The sequence below is a fragment of the Paenibacillus sp. FSL R7-0652 genome (assembly GCF_038595045.1).
Classification (GTDB): domain Bacteria; phylum Bacillota; class Bacilli; order Paenibacillales; family Paenibacillaceae; genus Paenibacillus.
In genome coordinates this window covers 2,446,570-2,467,065 of the sequence record NZ_CP152001.1, presented here as the reverse complement: position 1 = coordinate 2,467,065, position 20,496 = coordinate 2,446,570, and the positions used below count along the sequence as shown (strand labels likewise).

The following is a 20,496-nucleotide window of genomic DNA, read 5'->3' as shown; positions in this document are numbered from 1 at the left end:
AAAGCAAAAAAAGCCCCTTCTCTACGAGGAACCGTCCAATATTACTCGTAGAAAAGGGGCGACTGTGTGCCTTAATATATGTTTTTCATGAAGCTTATTTTAAACTTCCATAATGATTGGCAAAATCATCGGTCTGCGACGAGTTTGCTCATACAGGAAACGTCCAAGTGCGTCTTTAACATTCGTTTTGAGTGAAGCCCACTCATTTACATTCTCGCTCATCAGCTTCTGCAGTGTGCTGCTAACAATACGGTTAGCCTCATCCAGAAGTCCTTCCGATTCACGTACATATACGAATCCGCGGGAGATGATATCCGGACCGGAAACGATTTTGCCATCCTGCTTGCTGAGAGTCACAACTACAACAAGAATACCATCCTGAGACAGCAGCTTGCGATCACGCAGTACGATATTCCCTACGTCACCCACACCCAGACCGTCAATCAGTACATTACCTGCAGTTACTTTCCCTGCTTTACGCGCTGCCCCGCCTTGGATTTCAACAACCTCACCGATATCTGTAATGAAGATGTTGTCCGGATCGATGCCTACCGATTCAGCAAGAACTGCGTGACGACGCTGCATCCGGAATTCTCCGTGAATTGGCAGGAAGAATTTCGGTTTCATCAGGTTCAGCATCAACTTCAATTCTTCCTGGCTGCCGTGACCGGAAACGTGAACTCCACTGTTGGCGCCGCTGTAGTGAACATTTGCTCCCAAACGGAACAGTTCATCAATCGTACGGCCTACATATTTCTCATTCCCAGGTACTGGTGTTGCCGCAATGATAACGGTATCTCCAGGTAGGATGTCCACTTTGCGATGCGTCGAACGCGCCATGCGTGTCAATGCTGACATTGGCTCGCCTTGGCTTCCTGTGCACAAGATGACAACACGATCCGCTGCCATCTTACCAACTTCTTCCGGTTCGATAATCATGCCATCAGGGATGTCCAGATAACCGAGATCCGAAGCAATACCTACAACGTTAACCATGCTGCGTCCGATAACTGCGACTTTACGCCCAGTGACCTCTGCTGCATTGATAACCTGCTGAATGCGATGCACGTTGGAAGCAAAAGTTGCAACAACGACACGCTGGCTCGCTTTGCGGAAAATATCTTCCAGCACGATACCCACATTTTTCTCCGATGGTGTGAAACCAGGCTTCTCTGCATTAGTACTGTCAGACAGCAGCGCGAGAACGCCGTTGGTTCCGATCTGTGCCATGCGCTGCAGATCTGCATATTGTCCATTGACCGGTGTATGATCAAATTTGAAGTCACCTGTGTGAACAACAGCACCTTCCGGTGTTTCTACACATACCCCAACGGAATCTGGAATACTATGGTTAGTAGCAAAGAACGATGCTTTCAGCGTCGAACCCAGCTCAATCTCCGAATCCGCATTGATGAGAATACGCTTCGTCTCACCCAGCAAATTGGCTTCTTTCAGTTTGTTCTCAACGAGACCAAGGGTAAGCTTAGTTCCGTATACAGGAACATTCAAGTGTTTGAGGACATATGGCAGACCGCCGATGTGATCCTCGTGACCGTGAGTCAAAATAATGCCTCTTACTTTGTCACGGTTCTCAGTCAAATACGAAATGTCAGGAATGACAATATCAATACCAAGCATGTCTTCTTCCGGGAATTTAAGACCGGCGTCTACGACAACAATATCGTTCGCGTATTGGATAACATACATATTTTTACCAATCTCGCCTACGCCGCCCAATGCAAAAATCATCAGCTTTTCGTTATTATTATTTTTCTTAGACAAATGAATCTGAACCTCCTATGGTAGTTGGACGTCGTACCTTATTTATTTATTGTAAGTTAAGAAAAGTAGTTCATACATTACACCCTTGAATAGGGATGAATGCAAAAGAACACCTTTATTCACGATATTTGGAAGAAGTTCTTCGAAGTTATTCCCCATCCCCAACATATTGGTTCCGAATTGTCCCTCTTAGCCGTTCCTTCCTTTTTCACCGTAAAGCCACACCACTGAAACGATGTCGCTTTCAATTTCAAAAAAATACCGCACCCAGTCACTTGACATCATTATACATGATTAAAAACAGAAAAAACAAGTCACTCTCTCGTTAACCTGTAGGTTTCCCCTTCCTTCTAAAAAAGAAACCTTACAGCACTCGGCAAAAAAAGAACCGCTGCCTCGACTTGAGAGGCGCGGTTCTTTCGCTAAACAAAGCGTTCATGCTTATAATTAATAAACGATTGCAAAATGCATCTGTTTATTTACAAATGCAGCAGATTTTTAATGTAGTTCTGCTCCTCTATCGTTGGAGGAATCAAAGGCAGACGCACTGAACCTACGTCCAGTCCACGTAAAGTTAATGCATATTTCACCGCTACCGGATTGGGTAATGGCTGCGGGCATTCAAACAGACCCTTGAAGAGCGGGAACAGCTTTTGATGAATACGTGAGGCCTGCAGAGGATCTCCGCCATAGAAGGCATCAATCATTTTTTTCATCTCCGCACCCACCACATGACTTGCCACGCTGACGATCCCGTGAGCTCCAACCGCAATAGCTGGCAGACCCGATGCATCATCTCCGGTATAGACTCTGAAGTGTTCCGGTGCACCCGCAGCAATCAAGGTAACCTGCTCCATAGAGGCACATTCCTTCGTCGCCACAATATTCGGGATTTGTGCAAGCCGTAATGTGGTTGCAGCAGACAAGTTGGCAGCAGTACGTCCAGGCACGTTATACAGCATTACCGGCAGCTTCGCTGATGCAGCAATGGCTTCAAAGTGTCTGTACATCCCTTCTTGGCTTGGCTTGTTGTAATAAGGAACAACCAATAATACACCGTCTGCCCCGACACGCTCAGCTTCCTGAGTCAGATGGATGGAATGCGCTGTGTTATTGCTGCCTGTTCCAGCTATAATCCTGCACCGTCCGGCCGCATGTTTCACTGCAAATTCGAATAATTGAACTTTCTCCGTATCACTAAGTGTCGGTGACTCCCCTGTTGTTCCAGAAACCACGAGAGCATCCGACTTTTGATCAACGATTAGGTAATCGATGAGACGTGCCGTTTCCTCCCAATGAATCTCTCCCTGTGCATTGAACGGAGTGACCATTGCTGTAATCAATCTTCCAAAGTCCAATTCGATTTCCTCCCTCAAAACAGGTCTGGCTCAGCTGACTTCGGTCATTTACAAGTGAAGTTCAAATGAGGCGTGAAGCGCCCTCAGAGCCTGAACCATATCTTCTTTTTTGACAAGCACCCAGATGGTTGTGTTAGAATCCGCTGATTGCAGAATCTGAATGTCAGCCAGTGTTAAAGACTCGACAATACGGGCCATGATTCCAGGCACACCGTTGATGCCTCCGCCAATGACGGACACTTTGGCACAGCCAGACAAACTTTGCGGCTTGAGTCCAATCTCCTGCAGGACATGTATTGCTTTCTCGGAATCACTGTCAAAAACGGTATATACTACCCCGGTAGGGGTAACATTAATAAAATCGACACTGATCGAATTCTCTGCCATTGTTTTGAACACTTTCAGCTGCAGACGATCTGCACCACCAGGTACATCCACCGTGATCTGCGTAACATTGCTTACATAAGCAATACCGGTTACATAACGGTCAATAATACCTGTCTGCACATCCTTGAATCCTTCCGGATGCGTAACAAGTGTGCCTTCCGTATCTGCAAAAGTAGATCTTACCCGTACCGGTATCTGGGACTGCATTGCGATCTCAACTGCTCGCGGATGAATGACCTTCGCCCCATGGTGAGCCATATTGCAGATCTCGGCATAACTCACTACCGTTAAAGGACGGGCATCTTCTACAATCCGAGGGTCAGCAGTCAGAATCCCGTTGACGTCCGTATAGATATCCACCATTTCAGCATGCAGGGCTGCTCCTAATGCTGTAGCAGATGTATCACTTCCACCGCGTCCCAGTGTCGTGAAATCGCCCTTTTCCGTCTGTCCCTGGAATCCGGTTACAATGACTACACGCCCCAGCTGAAGCTGTTCCAGCACACGAACAGGACGGACATCCAATATCCGGGCATTCCCGAAATTGTCGTCCGTCACAAAGCCCGCTTGTGCACCGGTCAGCACTGAAGTTGGAATGCCTTCATGTTCAAGCAGACTGCTGAGCGTTGTTGCAGAGATGATTTCACCACAGCACAGCAGTAAATCCTTTTCACGCGGGGATAGTGCATTTCCATTCTGCGCTGCCCAGTCAAGCAGTGTATCCGTTGCATAAGGCTCGCCGCGGCGACCCATAGCTGATACGACAATGACCAGATTAAATCCTGTTTCAAGCTCACGTTTAACATGTCGGAGCACATGCTCTCTCGCCTGAACGGTAGAGAGAGATGTGCCCCCGAATTTTTGTACCATGATACGCATCTTTATTCCTCCATTTGTGTACGCAAGAAGACTGGACACGGGTTAAATCAACAAATCGATCACCCTTGGGAGCGTTCCGATGCGATAATCTCAGCAATGTATAGGGCATGGTATGACATGTATTTTCAATACACCTCTCCTGCCTGCTGCTGGTTGCTGCTGCAAACAGGAATGCCCTTATGAACAGGAACGTATTCAGAGGTAGCTGAACAAATCAACTATCGTCCCCCATGATTTCTTTGTCTCTCGAACCCTTCTTCATATCTCCCTACGCATAACCGTTATTGCCCTACTGCAAGCCTCAGCCCTGTGAAGCACGCTCCACAATCATCGGCTGCAGCTGCCTGCCTTCCAGTGCACTCCAGCAGGCTTCTGGAATCAACTCCATTTTGGCAACTAACGAATTTGGTTTTTTTATTGGATCATCTTGACCAAAAGGCACAAAATACAAATATTTCGCCACCAGCAATTTCGCAATATTCGCTGCATTCAAACCAAGACCGTCATTCGTGGAAATAGCCAGCACAAGCGGACGCTGATTGCGCATCTGCGCTTTTGCAGCCATAAGCACCGGACTGTCGGTCATCGCGTTAGCCAGCTTGCTCGTTGTGTTTCCCGTGCATGGAGCAATAACCAGCACATCAAGCAGCTTCGAGGGCCCTAAAGGCTCCGCCTCAACAATTGTAGAGATGATATCGTTACCCGTTATATCTTTCAACTGTTTTTGCCAATTCTGCGCCGTTCCGAAGCGTGTATCCGTCGTTAGTACCGAGTTCGAAATAATCGGAATGACATTTGCGCCTTCGGCCACAAAGCGGCTAATGACCGGCATAACCTCTTCAAACGTACAATGAGACCCCGTAATTGCGTAACCTACCGTTTTACCCTGCCAGTTCATGATTTAACCTCCCGTGCGTTCTGTTCTTCCAAAAGCAAACGGATTAACGCGTCGGCAATAATGCCGCCAGCCGTTTTGGGAGCAACGATGCCGGGGAGGCCTGGTGCAAGCAGTGCTTTGATGCCGCGCTTGTCGGCATATCTGAAATCACAGCCGCCAGGGGCGGATGCAAGGTCAATAATGACTGCTTTTTGAGGCATTCTGGACAGGATTTGTGCTGTGATAATCATAGTCGGTATCGTATTAAAAAGCAAGTCAACTTCCCCGGTTTGAGCGGCCAAATCCGTTATCCTGAAAGGCTTCCACCCCATAATCACTGCCCAGGCTTCATCCTCATCCCGCCTGATTCCAACCCGTACATTAGCTCCCAGTCCCTGCAGTGTTTTTGCCAGCGTGAACCCTGTTCGACCAATGCCAAGTACGATGCATTCTGAGCCGTGAATCGTGAAATCCGTCTCTTTGATTGCTATGGCGATGGCTCCCTCCGCTGTCGGAATAGAGTTGTACAGGGCGATATCATCGCGGTCAAGCACTTCAACAAGCCGAAGACCGTTCTCCTGGCAAAGTTCACGCAAAAACGGCTTTGCCATCCCTGTAAACACGGTGCAGTGCTCCGGCAAGGCAGCTATATGTTCTTTTTTCAAAACAATGAGATCGCTGCTAAACGAAGAATTTACTTTCCCTTGATCATCGCAGCTTACTACAGGCAGCACAAGCACATCTGCGGAAGCAAACACATCATCTTCAAGTCCGCAGTGTTCAATGCCCGGAATATGTTGTTCCAGTTGGTCAAAACCTACCACACTTACCGCCGCATCCAGCTCGGCACACTTTTTAATGACCTCAAGCTGCCTTGCATCTCCGCCCAGAACGACAATCCGGACTCCAGTCAGCATCGGGACGTCACTCCTTTCACCACATGTATGCCTTATCGTATGCAGCGGCCCACATAGGGGTGAAAACAATAAATGCATGAGTTATAGATTCAGCACAAAAAAAGCCGCCCTGTGAAGGACGGCTGTGATGCTCGATACGTTTACTATTTTCACTGCTGTATACGGGAACATGCCGCGTGCTTATTTCCCCGTGTGACCGAATCCGCCTTCACCGCGCACGGTGTCCGAAAGTTCCGCTACTTCCGTTAACTCGATTTCAGGTACTGTTTGGAACACGATTTGGGCAATTCGCTCTCCGCGTACAATGGTAAAAGGTTCCTGGCCCAGATTAATGAGCAGCACCTTCACCTCGCCACGATAATCGGCATCAATTGTTCCAGGTGTGTTCAGACAGGTAATACCGTGTTTGAACGCCAGTCCGCTGCGTGGTCGAATTTGAGCTTCCAGCCCCGCGGGCATTGCCATCGCAAGACCCGTCGGGATCAAAGTACGCTGCCCAGGCTGCAGCACAACTTCTTCTTCCAATGCGGCCACAACATCAAAGCCGGCAGCCAGCTCGGACATTTTTTGCGGCAATTTGATATCCTCGTTACCCGGTAATTTCTTTATTTGAACGTAATGCAACCAAATCATCCCTTCTAAGTCCGGCAATCGTCTTGTCTGAAGCACCTACCATGGCAAGCGCAAACGGCTCAGCAAACATCAGATCAAGCACGGCGTCAATATCATTCATCGTAACCTGTTCAATTTTGGCAATCATCTCATCCAGCGTATGATGTCTGCCAAGCATCAATTCATTTTTTCCGAGACGGTTCATACGGCTGCCCGTGCTCTCCAGACTGAGAATCAGACTGCCTTTCAGCTGTTCCTTGCCTTTACGCAGTTCATCCTCGGATAAGCCATTTACAGCCAGATCATGCAGTACCTCTTTGGTCAGATCCAGCACTTCCTTCGTCTGTTTCGGAGCAGTTCCAGCATAGATTGTGAACAAACCGCTGTCTGCATGTGAACTGTGATACGAATAGACGGAATAAGCCAGTCCCCGCTTTTCTCGAATTTCCTGGAACAGTCTGGAGCTCATGCCGCCGCCAATGGCATTGTTCAGAACAACCATGGCGAACTGCAGCGGATCCCCAATTTTGCAGCCCGGGAACGAGATACAGATGTGATTTTGCTCCGTTTTCTTTTTGTGAAAGAGCTGTCCACTTTGGAATGCGGGCAGTTTCACTTCCTCCGTTACCCCTTTAACATCAAACTCACCGAAGTGTTTCTCCATCAGTTCAATCACACTGTCGTCGATGTTGCCCGCAATGCTGATGACGGTGTTTTCGATGGTATAATGTTCCTTCATATATGCACGCAAATGACTGGAATCCATTACTTTGAGACGTTCTTCTGTACCCAGAATTGGATATGCGAGCGGATGCTCGCCGTATGCGGCCAAAGCCATCAGATCATGGACCATGTCGTCAGGTGTGTCCTCATACATTGAGATTTCTTCCAAAATGACGTTTTTCTCCTTCGCCAGTTCACCCTCGTCCATTTTGGAGCGGAAGAACATGTCAGATAACACATCCACTGCGATTGGCAGATGTTCATCCAGCACTTTTGCATAATAACAGGTATATTCCTTAGACGTAAATGCATTCACATTACCGCCAATGGCGTCAAACTGCTCCGCAATGGCTTTGGCATCGAAACGATCCGTTCCCTTAAAGAGCATATGTTCAATAAAATGGGATACTCCGTTATTTTCGGTCCGCTCATTGCGTGAACCTGTTTTGACCCATATTCCAAATGAAACGGAACGACAGGTCGGAATTTGCTCCATCACAACTCTGAGGCCATTGCCCAGCTGAATTTTTTTCACGGTGGCCCTCCTACATCTCTATAATTGTCATGATCTCAATCTACGCAGATTGATATCGACATTTGGTTCCAACTGTTTGATATTAACAAAAAAACGGCGTTCACTCAACCGCATGGCTCTTTACGCGTTCCGAAGACAGCGTCTCACTTACCGTTCCAAGCACCAGTCCCTTGGCGTGAATGGAATCGATCATGCCTTTCAATGCTCCTGCAGAAGATGCTGTAGGATGCATTAGAATTAATGAGCCTGCTTCGGTTTTATTCGCTATTTTGGCAATGACAGAATCAGGACTTGGTTTGCGCCAGTCGACCGTATCCACTGTCCATAGAACCGTTTGCAAACCCAAAGAAGCTGCAATATCCACCGTTTTCTGATTGAAATCTCCCGATGGCGGTGCGAACCAGCGATTCTTTACACCTAGCGTTTGCTGCAGCAGATCCTCCGTTTTGCTGATCTCGAGCCTTGCCCGCTCCGCACTTAAACGGCTCATATTCGGGTGGGAATACGCATGATTGGACAGCTCATGTCCACGCTTTTGGATTTCTTTGGCCAGTTCAGCATTTTTGCTCAGCCAGCTTCCATCCAGAAAAAAAGTAGCCTTTACCTTTTTGGCATCCAGCGTGTCCAGCATCGGAACGAGAAATTCGTTCCCCCAAGCCACATTGATCATAAACGAAACCATCGGTTTATTCGCGTTACCACGATAAATCGGATGTGCTCCCAAGTCTTTCAATTGAATCTCAGGCTCAATCTGGCGGTAGACATACGGAATCTTAGTATTCAGCATTCCTCCCAGAGCCCTGCGATAAGTCTCCTCCACATCGATCTCCAGGCCGTTATAACCAGGAATGGCTTTCCATATTCGATCGACTCTCGCATTCACCGGTGCAATTCGAGTCTCGGCTGCCTTATCCTTAATCGCTGATAACAGTGATTCTTCTCCGGTCGCTTCCTTAAACATATCAAATGCATTCTGCGTGCCCGGGCCATCACGGATCTCCGTAATGTATGTACGTACACTGCCGACTTGTCCGATTAGCATGACCGCTGCCACACCCGCGAGAACAACCGCCAGTTTTTTGGATTGGTTTCTCACAGCTCCATCCTCCTGCCGTCTTTGTCCCCATCTTATGAGGACAAGGGCAGAAATATGATTAATAACCGCAATCTCTTGGTCAATAATCTCTCCTTTAAACGTTAAAAAAAGAGCCAGAAATTCGCATTCTGTCTCTTCTTCAATCTTGCATATGTTATTCGAGCGTCAGCCGCCTAAGATTGTGCAGGAGCTTCCGCTGTTAATACAGCTTTACGGGACAGGTTGATTCGACCTTGCGGGTCAATCTCGGTTACTTTCACCGTGATGGAATCACCGATCGCCACAACATCTTCCACTTTGGCTACACGTTCTGTAGACAATTGAGAAATGTGTACCAGACCTTCTTTGTTTGGCAGCACTTCAACAAATGCACCGAACTTCTCGACACGTTTAACTTTGCCGACATAAATTTCGCCAACCAGTACTTCGCGAACGATCCCTTCGATGATCGCTTTGGCTTTATCATTCATCTCCTGATTAGAAGAAGCGATAAAGACACGTCCATCCTGTTCGATATCAATTTTAACACCGGTTTCTTCGATGATTTTGTTGATAATTTTACCACCAGCACCGATCACATCGCGAATTTTATCCGGATTGATGTGCATAGTCGTAATTTTAGGCGCATACTGGGACAATTGCTCACGAGGTGTTTTCATCACTTCGGTCATTTTACCCAAAATGTGCATGCGTCCTTCTTTTGCTTGAGCCAGCGCCTCGGACAAGATTTGACGGTCAATCCCATCAATTTTGATGTCCATTTGAATCGCTGTTACCCCTTCAGGTGTTCCTGCTACTTTGAAGTCCATATCGCCGAGATGATCTTCCATCCCTTGGATATCACTCAGAATGGATACGTGCTCTCCATCTTTGATCAGACCCATCGCCACACCAGCTACCGGAGCTTTAATTGGTACACCCGCATCCATCATCGCAAGCGTGCTCGCGCAAATACTTGCTTGGGATGTAGAACCGTTGGATTCCAATACTTCAGAGACCAAACGGATGGTGTACGGGAAGTCGGTTTCAGACGGAATGACTTTCGACAGCGCACGCTCACCCAGCGCACCATGTCCGATTTCACGGCGTCCCGGCGCACGAAGCGGACGAGCTTCACCTACGCTGAACGGCGGGAAATTATAGTGATGCATGAAACGTTTGGTTTCTTCCAGACTGATGCCGTCCAAAATTTGAACGTCACCCAGTGCACCGAGTGTACAGATGCTCAAAGCTTGTGTTTGTCCACGTGTGAACAGGCCTGAACCGTGTGTACGCGGAAGCAGGGAGGTATCACACTCAATTGGACGAATCTCAGCCAGTCCGCGTCCATCCGGACGAACTTTATCATGAGTGATCAGGCGGCGCACTTCTTCTTTGACGATATCGTGCAGCACTTCTTTCACGTCTTTGAGCAGTTCAGGTGTTTCAATATACTTCTCTTCGAAGTGAGCAACCGTTTCGTCATTAACTGCATCAATAGCATCCTGACGAGCATGTTTCTCTGCAATTTTAACAGCCTCCACCAGACGTGCGCTTGCAAACTCACGAACGCTGCTGTTCACTTCTGCATTGACAGCATGCAGCTTCACTTCCATTTTTTCTTTACCGGCAACTTGTACAAGCTGTTCAATGACAGTCACGATGTTTTTGATCTCGTCATGTCCGAACATGATTGCTTCAAGCATCACTTCTTCCGGTAATTCATTCGCTTCGGCTTCAACCATCATGATCGCATCTCTAGTTCCTGCAACCACGAGTTCAAGTTCGCTGATTTCAAGCTGTGCAATCGTTGGGTTAATGATGAACTCTCCATCAATACGGCCCACCTTCACACCGCCAATCGGCCCGCTGAAAGGCACATCGGAAATGCTCAATGCTGCTGAGGTACCAATCATGGCTGCAATTTGTGGTTCGCAGTCCTGATCCACACTCATAACAATGTTCAGAACTTGTACATCATTACGGAAACCTTCCGGGAACAATGGACGAATCGGGCGGTCCGTCAGACGGCTGGCCAGAATCGCTTTCTCGGACGGTCTACCTTCACGCTTGATAAATCCTCCCGGGATTTTACCTACAGCGTACAATCTTTCTTCATAGTTCACCGTCAGTGGGAAAAAATCCAGATCTTTCGGCTCACTTGATGCTGTCACGGTACACAACACTACGGTATCTCCGTATGTTACCTTAACGGCAGCATTCGCCTGTTTGGCCAAACGCCCGGTTTCAAGCGTAAGCTTTCTTCCACCAAGCTGCATTTCAACACGCTGTTCCATGAAATCCCTCCTTTAATTCGTTCCTATCAACAATGGATTCTGCATATTCACAGTATTTCCTGCTTGTCCGGCATTCATTAGCTATGATTGGACGGGAAGCAGGCTGACTTGCAAAACAAAAGCTCCTTGCGGAGCTCTCAGCTACAAATATATGGCAACATGTTCATCTACAAAACAACCCGGCTGTAAGCCCCGCTTGTCCTTTTAGACAAAAGAAAAGCGGATAACAGCCAGGTTGATTTTGAAAACATGTACGATAATTAACGACGCAATCCGAGTTTTTCGATCAGTGCGCTGTAACGTTTAACATCTTTGTTTTTCACGTAAGCCAAAAGCTTACGACGTTGACCTACCATTTTCAAAAGTCCACGACGTGAGTGGTGGTCTTTCTTATGCGTACGCAAGTGGTCTGTCAAACTTCTGATGTTTTCCGTAAGGATAGCAACTTGCACCTCAGGTGATCCAGTATCGGACTCATGAGTTTTGTGCTCGTCGATCAGTTGTTGTTTACGTTCTTGAGTCAATGCCATCCTATTCACCTCCTTCATTATAATCGCCGTTAGCCTCGTCACCGCCGGTGAGAGCGTGTAACCAAGCTAAGGTTAATGTCATCTTAATCGACAACGTAGTACATTATATCATAGTTGCCCAGACAAAGTAAATGTAAACATCAACTTTGATAAAGTTTTAGGACAACAGACGGGCAGCGGTCAGTGCATCTTCACGGATCTGAGCAATCAAAGCGTCGATTGAATCGAATTTCCGCTCGTTTCGAATGTAGTGCACCAGTTCCACTTTCAGTTCCTGATCATAAATTTGACCGTCAAAATCAAGCAGATGCACCTCATACGTTGGTTTCATACCATTCTCATGAAAGGTCGGTTTGACACCCAGGTTCATCACACCTGCCAGTTCTTGATCCCCAACATTCACACGAACAGCATATACACCTTTAGCTGGTGTAACATAATGGTCCGCAAGTTCGAGATTGGCGGTAGGAAAACCGATCGTTCTTCCCCGCTTCTCTCCGTGAATAACAGTACCTCTGACACTATAAGGACGTCCAAGCCACTGGCTCGCCTCATCCATCTCGCCCCGCTTCAACAGGGCACGAATCAGCGAGCTGCTTACCTTCTCTCCACCAAGCAAAAACGGAGGAACCGTTTCTACCGTCATTTCTTGACCGCCCAAGGTGCGCAGCATCTGCTCGTCACCTGCACCTTTGTGACCAAAGCGGAAATCAAATCCGACAACGGCTGTGCGAGTCTGAAGAGGAAGTAACAGTTCATGAACGAATTGCTCTGGGGAGAGCTGTGAAAATGATTCATTAAATTCAACAACGTAGAGCACATCAACACCCATACCCTCAAGGATCTCTTCCTTGTCTCTGAGAGGAGTCAGATATCCCTCGTAATCGCCCTTACGCATAACTTCTTTCGGGTGTGGATGGAAGGTCATAACAGCCGCCTTCATGCCCGATTCCTGCGCAATGCGAACAGCGGATAGAATGACACTTGCATGTCCGAGATGCAGTCCGTCAAATTGACCAATAGCCAGCACTTGGGGATGTGTACTCAGTTCCGCGGATTGTAAAGTCTGCGGATAAGTTAGCATTACGGTTTTCACAATCATTCACCTGCATTTCACTTGATGGGCCAAGCTTGAACCTCGTCATCGCTCCAAGCCCGGTACCTCTTTATTCCGGTAAGAAGACTTTAACAGCCCTCACGGTTGGTTTCAATTCATCCCGTTCAAAAATCCCCAGAAACGTTCCGTCCTGAGCATACAAACGCAGCAGTCCCGGCTTCTCCACGGGCGGCTCCAACAGACGTGCAGACAACTTCTGACCCTGAAGGGCCCCTTTTGTCTGCTCTTCAGCAACTTTATGAGCCGGAATGGAAGAGATCGCTTCATCTACAGGAATCAGCGCCTCCGCCAGTGTGCCTTCCGCCATACGCTGCTCCACTTCTTCAATACGAAGACAATGATCCGCAGCTATTCCTGCAGAGATAGTACGCTCCAGCTTCACCATGGTGGACGGGAAACCGAGCTCGCGACCGATGTCCACACACAACGTTCGAATATACGTGCCTTTCGAGCACAACGCACGGAATGATATATCTGTGGTTCCATCGCTGACTTCCATTCCGATAAGTTCCAGTTCATAGATCGTCACTTCCCGGCTCTTACGCTCAACGGTCTTGCCTTCACGAGCAAGTTCATACAATCGTTTCCCATCTACTTTGACCGCAGAATACATGGGCGGAACTTGTGAAATAGTACCTAGAAACTTCTCCAGCACCTGCTGCACCTGATCCTGCGTCACTTCAACAGCAGACTCGGAACGTTCAATGACTTCACCCGTCAGGTCTTCTGTGTCTGTAGCGAGTCCCAGTCTGAGCGTTGCCAGATATTCTTTCGGAAGTTCCTGCATGTACTCCACGACTCGTGTAGCCCGCCCGAGGCAGAGCGGAAGAACTCCGGTTACCTGTGGATCGAGAGTACCCGTATGGCCAATACGCTTCATTTTCAAAATTCGGCGCATTTTGGCTACGACATCATGCGAAGTGAATCCCGCCGGCTTATATACCGGAAGCACACCTTCAAACGGTTTTACCATTGTGAGTTCACCTGCTTCAGTACTTTTTCTACAATGTCTTCAAGCTTGCCTTCCATTCGGCATCCCGCTGCGAGAACATGTCCGCCCCCGCCAAAGGTTTGTGCCAGTGCGGCTACATCAACCCTGCCCGCTGAGCGCATAGACACTTTAACCGCATTCTCATTGATCACTTTGAAAAAGATGCCTACTTCGACCCCGCGAATGTTGCGCGCATAGTTAACGATGCCTTCCAAATCTTCATTAGCTGCCCCGCATACCTGCATATCCTCTGGTGTGATAACCACCCAGGCAATCCTGCCGTCTTCTGACATTTGCAAAGAGGAAAGCGCCTTGTTCAAAACACGGACTTGAGGAAGAGTCACCTCTTCGAGCAGCGTTTGAGCAAGATTAGGCCCATCTACGCCATGCTCCAACAGGCGGGAGGCGACAGCCATCACATTAGGGCTGGTATTCGCATAACGAAATCCACCGGTGTCTGTCAGCAGGCCTGTGTATACTGCCGTAGCGATCTCTTTATTCCATGTAATATTGAAAAGCTGCAGGAAATCAAACAAAATCTCGGCAGTAGCCGCTGCATCCGATTTGATAATGTTCACTGCACCGTATCCATTATTTGTGGGATGATGATCAATATTCAGAATGACTGCATCTTCTTCAAAATAATGACGGGTAAGTCCCACTCTGGCAAAGTCGGCGCAATCAACACAAATGATCGCTTTATACTTGCGCTCCGGGGGATATTCGGTCATGTTCACAATGGCATCCGCCTGCCATAAAAAATGCATGCGCTGCGGAATTTCACCTTCATTGATCATCGTGAATGTCTTTCCCAGACATGACAGCAGCCAGCCCACCGTTACCGTCGAGCTGACTGCGTCACCGTCCGGCTGTACATGCGACACGACCAGGTAATCGTCATGCTCCAGCAGGAATTGTTTCCCTGCCTGGAGCGCCTGTTCATAAGTGTGCATTGCCGTCTCCTCTATTCTGTTACTGGGATTCGTTTTTGTTGTTGTCGGAACCAATATCACCAAGCAGCTTTTCAATCCGGCTGCCGTATGCAATCGATTCGTCAATCTTGAATATCAATTCGGGAACATGACGGAAACGGATACGTTTGCCGAGTTCCGTACGCAAAAAACCGTTTGCTTTGGCAAGAGCCTTAAGCGAGTTATCTTTCTGCTCCTGTTCACCGAAGACACTCAGATAAACTTTGGCTTGCGACAAGTCGCCAGTCACTTCAACTCCCGTTACGGTAATAAAACCGATACGAGGATCTTTCAGTTCTGACTGGATAAGCAGACTCAGTTCTTTCTTGATCTGCTCGCCCACTCTACCTGTACGAATCTTAGCCATTGTTGTTCACCTCATACTTCCCTGCTTATCGTTGTACGCTCTCCATGATGAAGGCTTCAATTACATCGCCTTCCTTGAGATCGTTGTATTTGTCCAATGTGATACCGCACTCGTAACCTTGTGCCACTTCTTTGGCATCATCTTTAAACCGTTTCAGGGAATCCAGCTTGCCTTCGTAAAGGACGATACCGTCACGAATCAGGCGTGCTTCCGCAGAACGAGTGATTTTGCCCGAGGTAACCATACAACCTGCAATGGTACCCACTTTACTGATGGAGAAGGTATTACGAACTTCAGCATGACCAATAACTTTTTCTTTGTAGATTGGATCAAGCATGCCCTTCATTGCTTGTTCAATCTCTTCGATAACACTGTAGATGACGCGGTGCAGACGAATGTCTACCTGCTCTTGATCCGCAGTGATTTTTGCCTGATTCTCAGGACGAACGTTGAAGCCGATCACGATGGCATTGGAAGCCGCAGCCAAGATGATGTCGGATTCCGTGATCGCACCAGCACCGCTGTGAATGATTTTCACGCGCACACCTTCGACTTCGATCTTCGCAAGGGAACCTTTCAATGCTTCAACCGAACCCTGTACGTCACCTTTGATGATTACGTTCAAGTCTTTGATCTCGCCATCTTTAATGTGCTGGAACAGATCATCCAGTGTGACACGTGTATTCGTGCCCAGATCGGATTCACGCTGCGTAATTGCACGTTTATCAGCGATGGAACGAGCTTTACGCTCATCTTCAAAGACCATAAACGGATCTCCAGCGCCTGGAACTTCCGTCAGACCTGTAATCTCAACAGGTGTTGAAGGTCCAGCTTCTTTCAGGCGGCGGCCCTTGTCATTGACCATTGCACGCACACGGCCGAAGCAGTTACCTGCTACGAATGCATCGCCGACTTTGAGTGTACCATGCTGCACGAGGATACGCGCAACCGGACCACGGCCTTTATCCAGTTCGGCTTCAATAACCGTACCACGAGCACGTTTGTTCGGATTTGCTTTGTACTCGTTCACTTCAGCAACGAGCAAAATCATCTCAAGCAGTCCTTCAAGACCCATTCTTTGTTTCGCAGATACGTTTACAAAGATGGTATCTCCGCCCCATTCTTCCGGAACGAGTTCATAGTTGGTCAGTTCCTGTTTCACTTTGTCCGGATCAGCACCCGGTTTGTCAATTTTGTTGACTGCAACGATAATCGGCAGACCCGCAGCTTTGGCGTGGTTAATTGCCTCAACCGTCTGCGGCATAACACCATCATCTGCAGCGACAACAATAATGGTCATATCCGTAACTTGTGCTCCACGTGCACGCATCGCAGTAAATGCTTCGTGGCCAGGAGTATCAAGGAACGTGATTTTCTTATTGTTAATTTCAACCTGATAAGCACCGATATGCTGCGTAATTCCGCCTGCTTCGCCGCTAGATACATTCGTGGAACGGATTGCATCCAGCAATGTCGTTTTACCATGGTCGACGTGACCCATAATCGTTACAACTGGAGGACGGGATTGCAGATCTGCAGGATCATCATTCTCTTCCACATTTTCAAAACGATCATCTTCAAGAACAATCTTCACTTCAACTTCAACACCGAATTCACCTGCGAGCAGCAGAATGGTATCAATGTCAAGTTCTTGGTTAATGGTTGCCATGACACCCATGCCAATAAGCTTTTTGATTACTTCGGAAGCATCCTTATGAAGAAGTTTTGCCGTTTCACCAACAGTCATATCACCGCGAACGATGATTTTCTTAGGTGTGTTATCGATTTTTTCACGCTGTACGTACTGCTGTTGATTTCTGTTGCGATTGTTCTTGCCTCCGCGATTGTTGCGGAAATTACCACCACGGTTGTCATCGAAGCGGCGTCCGCCACCACCACCGCTGTTGGAACGATTGCCGTTATTGCCGCCTGAACTGCCTTGGCCGCCTCTACGCTGGCCGCCTTGGCCTTGTCCCTGACTTTGGCCACCGCTGCGGTTACCACTGTTTCCAGTGCTTCCACCGCTGTTAGGTCCTGAAGATCTGCTAGGACCGCCGCTGTTGTTCGGACGTTGACCCGATCCTTGCGGGCGGGACCCTGTATTTCCTTGACCACCTGAAGCTGGTCTTGGACGATTGCCTGATTGTCCTCCCTGACTTGAGCCTTGGGAAGTTGTTGTTCTGTTACGGCTATCTTGGCCGCTTGGTCTTTGAGTGCCATTGTTATTGTTGGAATTTGGTCTATTGTTCATACCTACCTGCTTTTCCTGTTGTATTTTTGTTTGTACGGGACTGCCGGTTGTACTGCTGCTCTTCGGCGTGTTCACTCCGCCGCCCGGCTTGCTGCTGTCCGCTGGTTTGTCACTGCGCACGGCCGAAGTCGCAACAGACTTGGCTTCGCTGCCTTGTTTCGACGCGGCAGTGGATTTAATATCTTTAAAAAATTGTTCCACCTTACCGACCGAACCATTCTCCATTACACTCATATGATTGTTAACGGGAATATCCAGTTTTTTAAGGATAGTAATAATTTCCTTACTGCTCATGTTAAGGGACTTCGCATATTCATAAACTCGCAATTTTTCCTTGTTTTCCTGTTTACTCAATATACTCCACCTCCGACATTATACCGACTTGCTTGGAGATCATTTTTGCAAACCCAAGGTCTGTTACCGCAAGAACCACCCGCGTATCTTTACCGATGCTTGACCCTATGCGGTCGCGATCCAATCCGATAAGAAGCGGAACCTTGTAAGTAGCACATTTGTCGCGAAATTTCTTTTGTGTGTTTGCAGAAGCATCACCTGCAACAATAACCATCTTAGCTTCACCTGAACGGACTGCTTTGTGCACAATCTCATCACCTGTGAGCAGCTTGCCAGCGCGCATCGAGAGCCCGAGATAAGACAGCACTTTCGTATCACTCATCCTCATCACGCTCCTGTGCAGCCATAAATTCATCCTCTACTGCAATAAAATCAGCGGCCAGCTGTTCATAGATTTCTGGTGAAACTTTCCCCTTCAACGCCCGATCCAAAGCCCGGTTTTTAAGCGCAAGCTTAAAGCAGGACTCTTTGCCGCATAGATATGCGCCGCGTCCGGACTTTTTGCCAGTCAAATCAATCAGCACTTCATCCTCAGGTGTTTTAACGATGCGAATGAGCTGCTTCTTGGGCATCATTTCCTGGCATGCCACACATTTGCGCAGCGGCACTTTTTTTGATTTCATACGTCAGCGCCCCCCGTGCTTTCCTTTAGTCGACGGAGACGGAATCCTGATGCATTTCCGAAGAAGAATCTTTTTCTCTGCCGAATTCCTGCTCCGCCTGGCTCTCGCTCTTAATGTCGATTTTCCAGCCTGTCAATTTGGCTGCCAATCTGGCATTTTGACCTTTGATGCCAATGGCAAGAGACAGTTGATAGTCAGGAACAATCACCCGAGCCATCTTCTCCTCTTCGAACACATGAACTTCCAACACTTTGGAAGGACTCAGTGCATTAGCCACATATTCATCCACTTGTTCGGAATAACGAACGATGTCAATTTTCTCACCGCGCAGCTCACCCACAATGGTCTGCACGCGCATTCCTTTTGGACCTACGCATGATCCAACCGGGTCCACTTCCTCATTGCGGGAATGAACTGCAATTTTGGAGCGGAACCCTGCCTCACGGGCAACGGAGCGAATTTCGACTACGCCGTCGAAAATTTCGGGTACTTCCAATTCAAAGAGACGTTTCAAAAGCCCAGGATGAGTACGGGACAAAATGATTTGCGGCCCTTTAGTCGTATTCTCGACCTTGGTGATATACGCCTTGATGCGGTCACCATGAACAAACTTCTCGTTCGGCATTAATTCGGTGAGCGGAAGAGCCGCTTCGATTTTGCCCAGATCGATGTAGATATTGCGCAAATCCTGACGCTGCACTACTCCCGTAACGATATCTTCTTCCTTATCTACGAAAGCATTGTAGATCAGGCCGCGTTCGGCTTCACGAATCCGCTGGGTAACAACCTGTTTGGCCGTCTGTGCGGCGATACGTCCAAAGTCGCGCGGCGTAACTTCAATCTCCGCAATATCTTCCAACTGGAAGTGTGGGTTAATTTCCCGTGCAGCAGGTAGTGAAATTTCGGTGCGCGAATCCAGAACTTCTTCCACGATCAGCTTGCGGGCATACACCCGAATAACCCCCGTATTGCGGTTCATGTCCACACGTACATTCTGTGCAGTGTTGAAATTACGCTTGTAGCTGGAGATAAGTGCAGCCTCAATCGCTTCAAAAAGCACATCCTTACTGATCCCTTTCTCCCGTTCCAATTCATTCATTGCTTCAATAAAATCCATACTCATGAATGTTGATCCCCCTTTCAAACATGGCATCTCATACGTAAAACGGCGAAAGGCTCGCAACTTGTGAGCACCTTGCCGTTAACGTGAGATGTGTCTTTTTCATTAATCAAGTGAACAAGGCACTTAGAACAAAATAGCCAAACGCGCGCTGGCAACCTTTTCATAAGAAATGGTATGCTGCTTTTTGCCTGCTTCGATGACAAGTTCCCCGTTATCAAAGGATATCAGCTTGCCTTCGAACTCCTTCATTCCATTCACCGGCTCGTAGGTTGTAACAAAAACATTTTTGCCTACAGCTTTGGCAACATCCTCCGCTTTTTTCAGTGGACGTTCCGCACCGGGAGAAGACACTTCAAGGAAATAGACAGATGGAATCGGATCGTTCTCATCCAGCTTGGCGCTCAGCTTTTCGCTGATCAAGACACAATCGTCGATGTCGATTCCACCTTCTTTGTCGACATACACCCGTAAAAACCAGCTGCTGCCTTCTTTGACGTATTCGATGTCAACCAGCTCGAAGCCTTGTTCATTCAAGTAGGGTTGGATCATTTCTTCCACGGTAGATTTAATATTCGTTGTGCTCAAAACCGATAACCTCCAACTTAGGTTACACCAGCTAGAATCGCTGGCAGATGATTAGATACCCAAGATTCATGTATACCAAAGACTAAAGAGTGGGTTTCCCCACTCTTCAGAAATTCGTACTATCTCGTTCACTTCAAAAATT

General features: G+C 47.9%; 19 protein-coding genes. All 19 read right to left on the bottom strand.

Going from position 1 to position 20,496, the window contains the following annotated elements; all coding sequences use genetic code 11:
* Nucleotides 1–99: 99 nt before the first annotated feature.
* The 19 genes from MKY97_RS11290 to rimP all read right to left on the bottom strand — a co-directional run bounded on the left by MKY97_RS11290 (nucleotide 100) and on the right by rimP (nucleotide 20,354).
* The gene (locus MKY97_RS11290) at nucleotides 100–1,782 is read right to left on the bottom strand and encodes a ribonuclease J (RefSeq protein ID WP_342555513.1); all 1,683 of its coding nucleotides are present in this window, start codon (nucleotides 1,780–1,782) and stop codon (nucleotides 100–102) included.
* Nucleotides 1,783–2,261: 479 nt separating this feature from the next.
* Nucleotides 2,262–3,140, bottom strand: coding sequence for a 4-hydroxy-tetrahydrodipicolinate synthase (gene dapA / locus MKY97_RS11285; protein WP_342555512.1), 879 nt, complete (start codon nucleotides 3,138–3,140; stop codon nucleotides 2,262–2,264).
* Between the two features lie 48 nt (nucleotides 3,141–3,188).
* A complete protein-coding gene (gene dapG, locus MKY97_RS11280; RefSeq protein WP_342555511.1) occupies nucleotides 3,189–4,406 on the bottom strand; it encodes an aspartate kinase in 1,218 nt (405 codons plus the stop codon).
* 301 nt (nucleotides 4,407–4,707) lie between these two features.
* A complete protein-coding gene (locus MKY97_RS11275) occupies nucleotides 4,708–5,304 on the bottom strand; it encodes a dipicolinate synthase subunit B (protein WP_342555510.1) in 597 nt (198 codons plus the stop codon).
* Entirely contained in the window at nucleotides 5,301–6,200 is a 900-nt protein-coding gene (dpsA, locus tag MKY97_RS11270) for a dipicolinate synthase subunit DpsA (protein WP_342555509.1), read from the bottom strand. The genes MKY97_RS11275 and dpsA overlap by 4 nt, the downstream gene beginning before the upstream one ends.
* 180 nt (nucleotides 6,201–6,380) lie before the next feature.
* Nucleotides 6,381–6,833, bottom strand: a complete 453-nt coding sequence (gene dut, locus MKY97_RS11265) for a dUTP diphosphatase (RefSeq protein WP_342555508.1) — start codon at nucleotides 6,831–6,833, stop codon at nucleotides 6,381–6,383.
* Nucleotides 6,790–8,070, bottom strand: a complete 1,281-nt coding sequence (locus MKY97_RS11260; RefSeq protein ID WP_342555507.1) for a pitrilysin family protein — start codon at nucleotides 8,068–8,070, stop codon at nucleotides 6,790–6,792. Before MKY97_RS11260 ends, dut begins: the two co-directional genes overlap by 44 nt.
* 100 nt (nucleotides 8,071–8,170) lie before the next feature.
* On the bottom strand, nucleotides 8,171–9,166 hold the full coding sequence (locus MKY97_RS11255; RefSeq protein WP_342555506.1) for a polysaccharide deacetylase family protein: 996 nt from the start codon (nucleotides 9,164–9,166) through the stop codon (nucleotides 8,171–8,173).
* A gap of 173 nt (nucleotides 9,167–9,339) precedes the next feature.
* Complete coding sequence (pnp, locus tag MKY97_RS11250) at nucleotides 9,340–11,442, bottom strand: polyribonucleotide nucleotidyltransferase (RefSeq protein ID WP_123064492.1); 2,103 nt, start codon at nucleotides 11,440–11,442, stop codon at nucleotides 9,340–9,342.
* Nucleotides 11,443–11,702: 260 nt separating this feature from the next.
* Nucleotides 11,703–11,972: a 30S ribosomal protein S15 gene (gene rpsO, locus MKY97_RS11245; protein WP_056700672.1), complete on the bottom strand. Its 270-nt coding sequence runs from the start codon at nucleotides 11,970–11,972 to the stop codon at nucleotides 11,703–11,705.
* Nucleotides 11,973–12,129: 157 nt separating this feature from the next.
* A complete protein-coding gene (locus MKY97_RS11240) occupies nucleotides 12,130–13,056 on the bottom strand; it encodes a bifunctional riboflavin kinase/FAD synthetase (protein WP_342556302.1) in 927 nt (308 codons plus the stop codon).
* 82 nt (nucleotides 13,057–13,138) lie between these two features.
* Nucleotides 13,139–14,062 (bottom strand): tRNA pseudouridine(55) synthase TruB, encoded by a 924-nt coding sequence (gene truB, locus MKY97_RS11235; RefSeq protein WP_342555505.1) that lies wholly within the window; start codon nucleotides 14,060–14,062, stop codon nucleotides 13,139–13,141.
* Nucleotides 14,056–15,033, bottom strand: coding sequence for a bifunctional oligoribonuclease/PAP phosphatase NrnA (locus tag MKY97_RS11230; RefSeq protein ID WP_342555504.1), 978 nt, complete (start codon nucleotides 15,031–15,033; stop codon nucleotides 14,056–14,058). The genes truB and MKY97_RS11230 overlap by 7 nt, the downstream gene beginning before the upstream one ends.
* A gap of 19 nt (nucleotides 15,034–15,052) precedes the next feature.
* On the bottom strand, nucleotides 15,053–15,418 hold the full coding sequence (gene rbfA, locus MKY97_RS11225; protein WP_342555503.1) for a 30S ribosome-binding factor RbfA: 366 nt from the start codon (nucleotides 15,416–15,418) through the stop codon (nucleotides 15,053–15,055).
* 25 nt (nucleotides 15,419–15,443) lie between these two features.
* On the bottom strand, nucleotides 15,444–18,023 hold the full coding sequence (gene infB / locus MKY97_RS11220) for a translation initiation factor IF-2 (RefSeq protein ID WP_342555502.1): 2,580 nt from the start codon (nucleotides 18,021–18,023) through the stop codon (nucleotides 15,444–15,446).
* Nucleotides 18,016–18,345 (bottom strand): ribosomal L7Ae/L30e/S12e/Gadd45 family protein, encoded by a 330-nt coding sequence (locus MKY97_RS11215; RefSeq protein ID WP_342555501.1) that lies wholly within the window; start codon nucleotides 18,343–18,345, stop codon nucleotides 18,016–18,018. Before MKY97_RS11215 ends, infB begins: the two co-directional genes overlap by 8 nt.
* On the bottom strand, nucleotides 18,338–18,646 hold the full coding sequence (locus tag MKY97_RS11210; RefSeq protein ID WP_342555500.1) for a YlxR family protein: 309 nt from the start codon (nucleotides 18,644–18,646) through the stop codon (nucleotides 18,338–18,340). Before MKY97_RS11210 ends, MKY97_RS11215 begins: the two co-directional genes overlap by 8 nt.
* A gap of 25 nt (nucleotides 18,647–18,671) precedes the next feature.
* Nucleotides 18,672–19,769 carry a transcription termination factor NusA gene (nusA, locus tag MKY97_RS11205; RefSeq protein ID WP_090923835.1) on the bottom strand — a complete coding sequence of 366 codons (1,098 nt, stop codon included), beginning with the start codon at nucleotides 19,767–19,769 and terminating at the stop codon, nucleotides 18,672–18,674.
* A gap of 123 nt (nucleotides 19,770–19,892) precedes the next feature.
* Nucleotides 19,893–20,354: a ribosome maturation factor RimP gene (gene rimP / locus MKY97_RS11200; protein ID WP_342555499.1), complete on the bottom strand. Its 462-nt coding sequence runs from the start codon at nucleotides 20,352–20,354 to the stop codon at nucleotides 19,893–19,895.
* Nucleotides 20,355–20,496 lie beyond the last annotated feature (142 nt).

Coding starts and splice junctions, on each gene's coding strand:
- MKY97_RS11275 (WP_342555510.1), bottom strand. CDS start 5,304: ATGAACTGGCAGGGTAAAACGGTAGGTTACGCAATTACGGGGTCTCAT.
- rpsO (WP_056700672.1), bottom strand. CDS start 11,972: ATGGCATTGACTCAAGAACGTAAACAACAACTGATCGACGAGCACAAA.
- MKY97_RS11240 (WP_342556302.1), bottom strand. CDS start 13,056: ATGCTAACTTATCCGCAGACTTTACAATCCGCGGAACTGAGTACACAT.
- MKY97_RS11230 (WP_342555504.1), bottom strand. CDS start 15,033: ATGCACACTTATGAACAGGCGCTCCAGGCAGGGAAACAATTCCTGCTG.
- MKY97_RS11215 (WP_342555501.1), bottom strand. CDS start 18,345: ATGAGTGATACGAAAGTGCTGTCTTATCTCGGGCTCTCGATGCGCGCT.
- dut (WP_342555508.1), bottom strand. CDS start 6,833: ATGATTTGGTTGCATTACGTTCAAATAAAGAAATTACCGGGTAACGAG.
- rbfA (WP_342555503.1), bottom strand. CDS start 15,418: ATGGCTAAGATTCGTACAGGTAGAGTGGGCGAGCAGATCAAGAAAGAA.
- dapG (WP_342555511.1), bottom strand. CDS start 4,406: ATGCGTATCATGGTACAAAAATTCGGGGGCACATCTCTCTCTACCGTT.
- dpsA (WP_342555509.1), bottom strand. CDS start 6,200: ATGCTGACTGGAGTCCGGATTGTCGTTCTGGGCGGAGATGCAAGGCAG.
- truB (WP_342555505.1), bottom strand. CDS start 14,062: ATGGTAAAACCGTTTGAAGGTGTGCTTCCGGTATATAAGCCGGCGGGA.
- pnp (WP_123064492.1), bottom strand. CDS start 11,442: ATGGAACAGCGTGTTGAAATGCAGCTTGGTGGAAGAAAGCTTACGCTT.
- nusA (WP_090923835.1), bottom strand. CDS start 19,769: ATGAGTATGGATTTTATTGAAGCAATGAATGAATTGGAACGGGAGAAA.
- MKY97_RS11210 (WP_342555500.1), bottom strand. CDS start 18,646: ATGAAATCAAAAAAAGTGCCGCTGCGCAAATGTGTGGCATGCCAGGAA.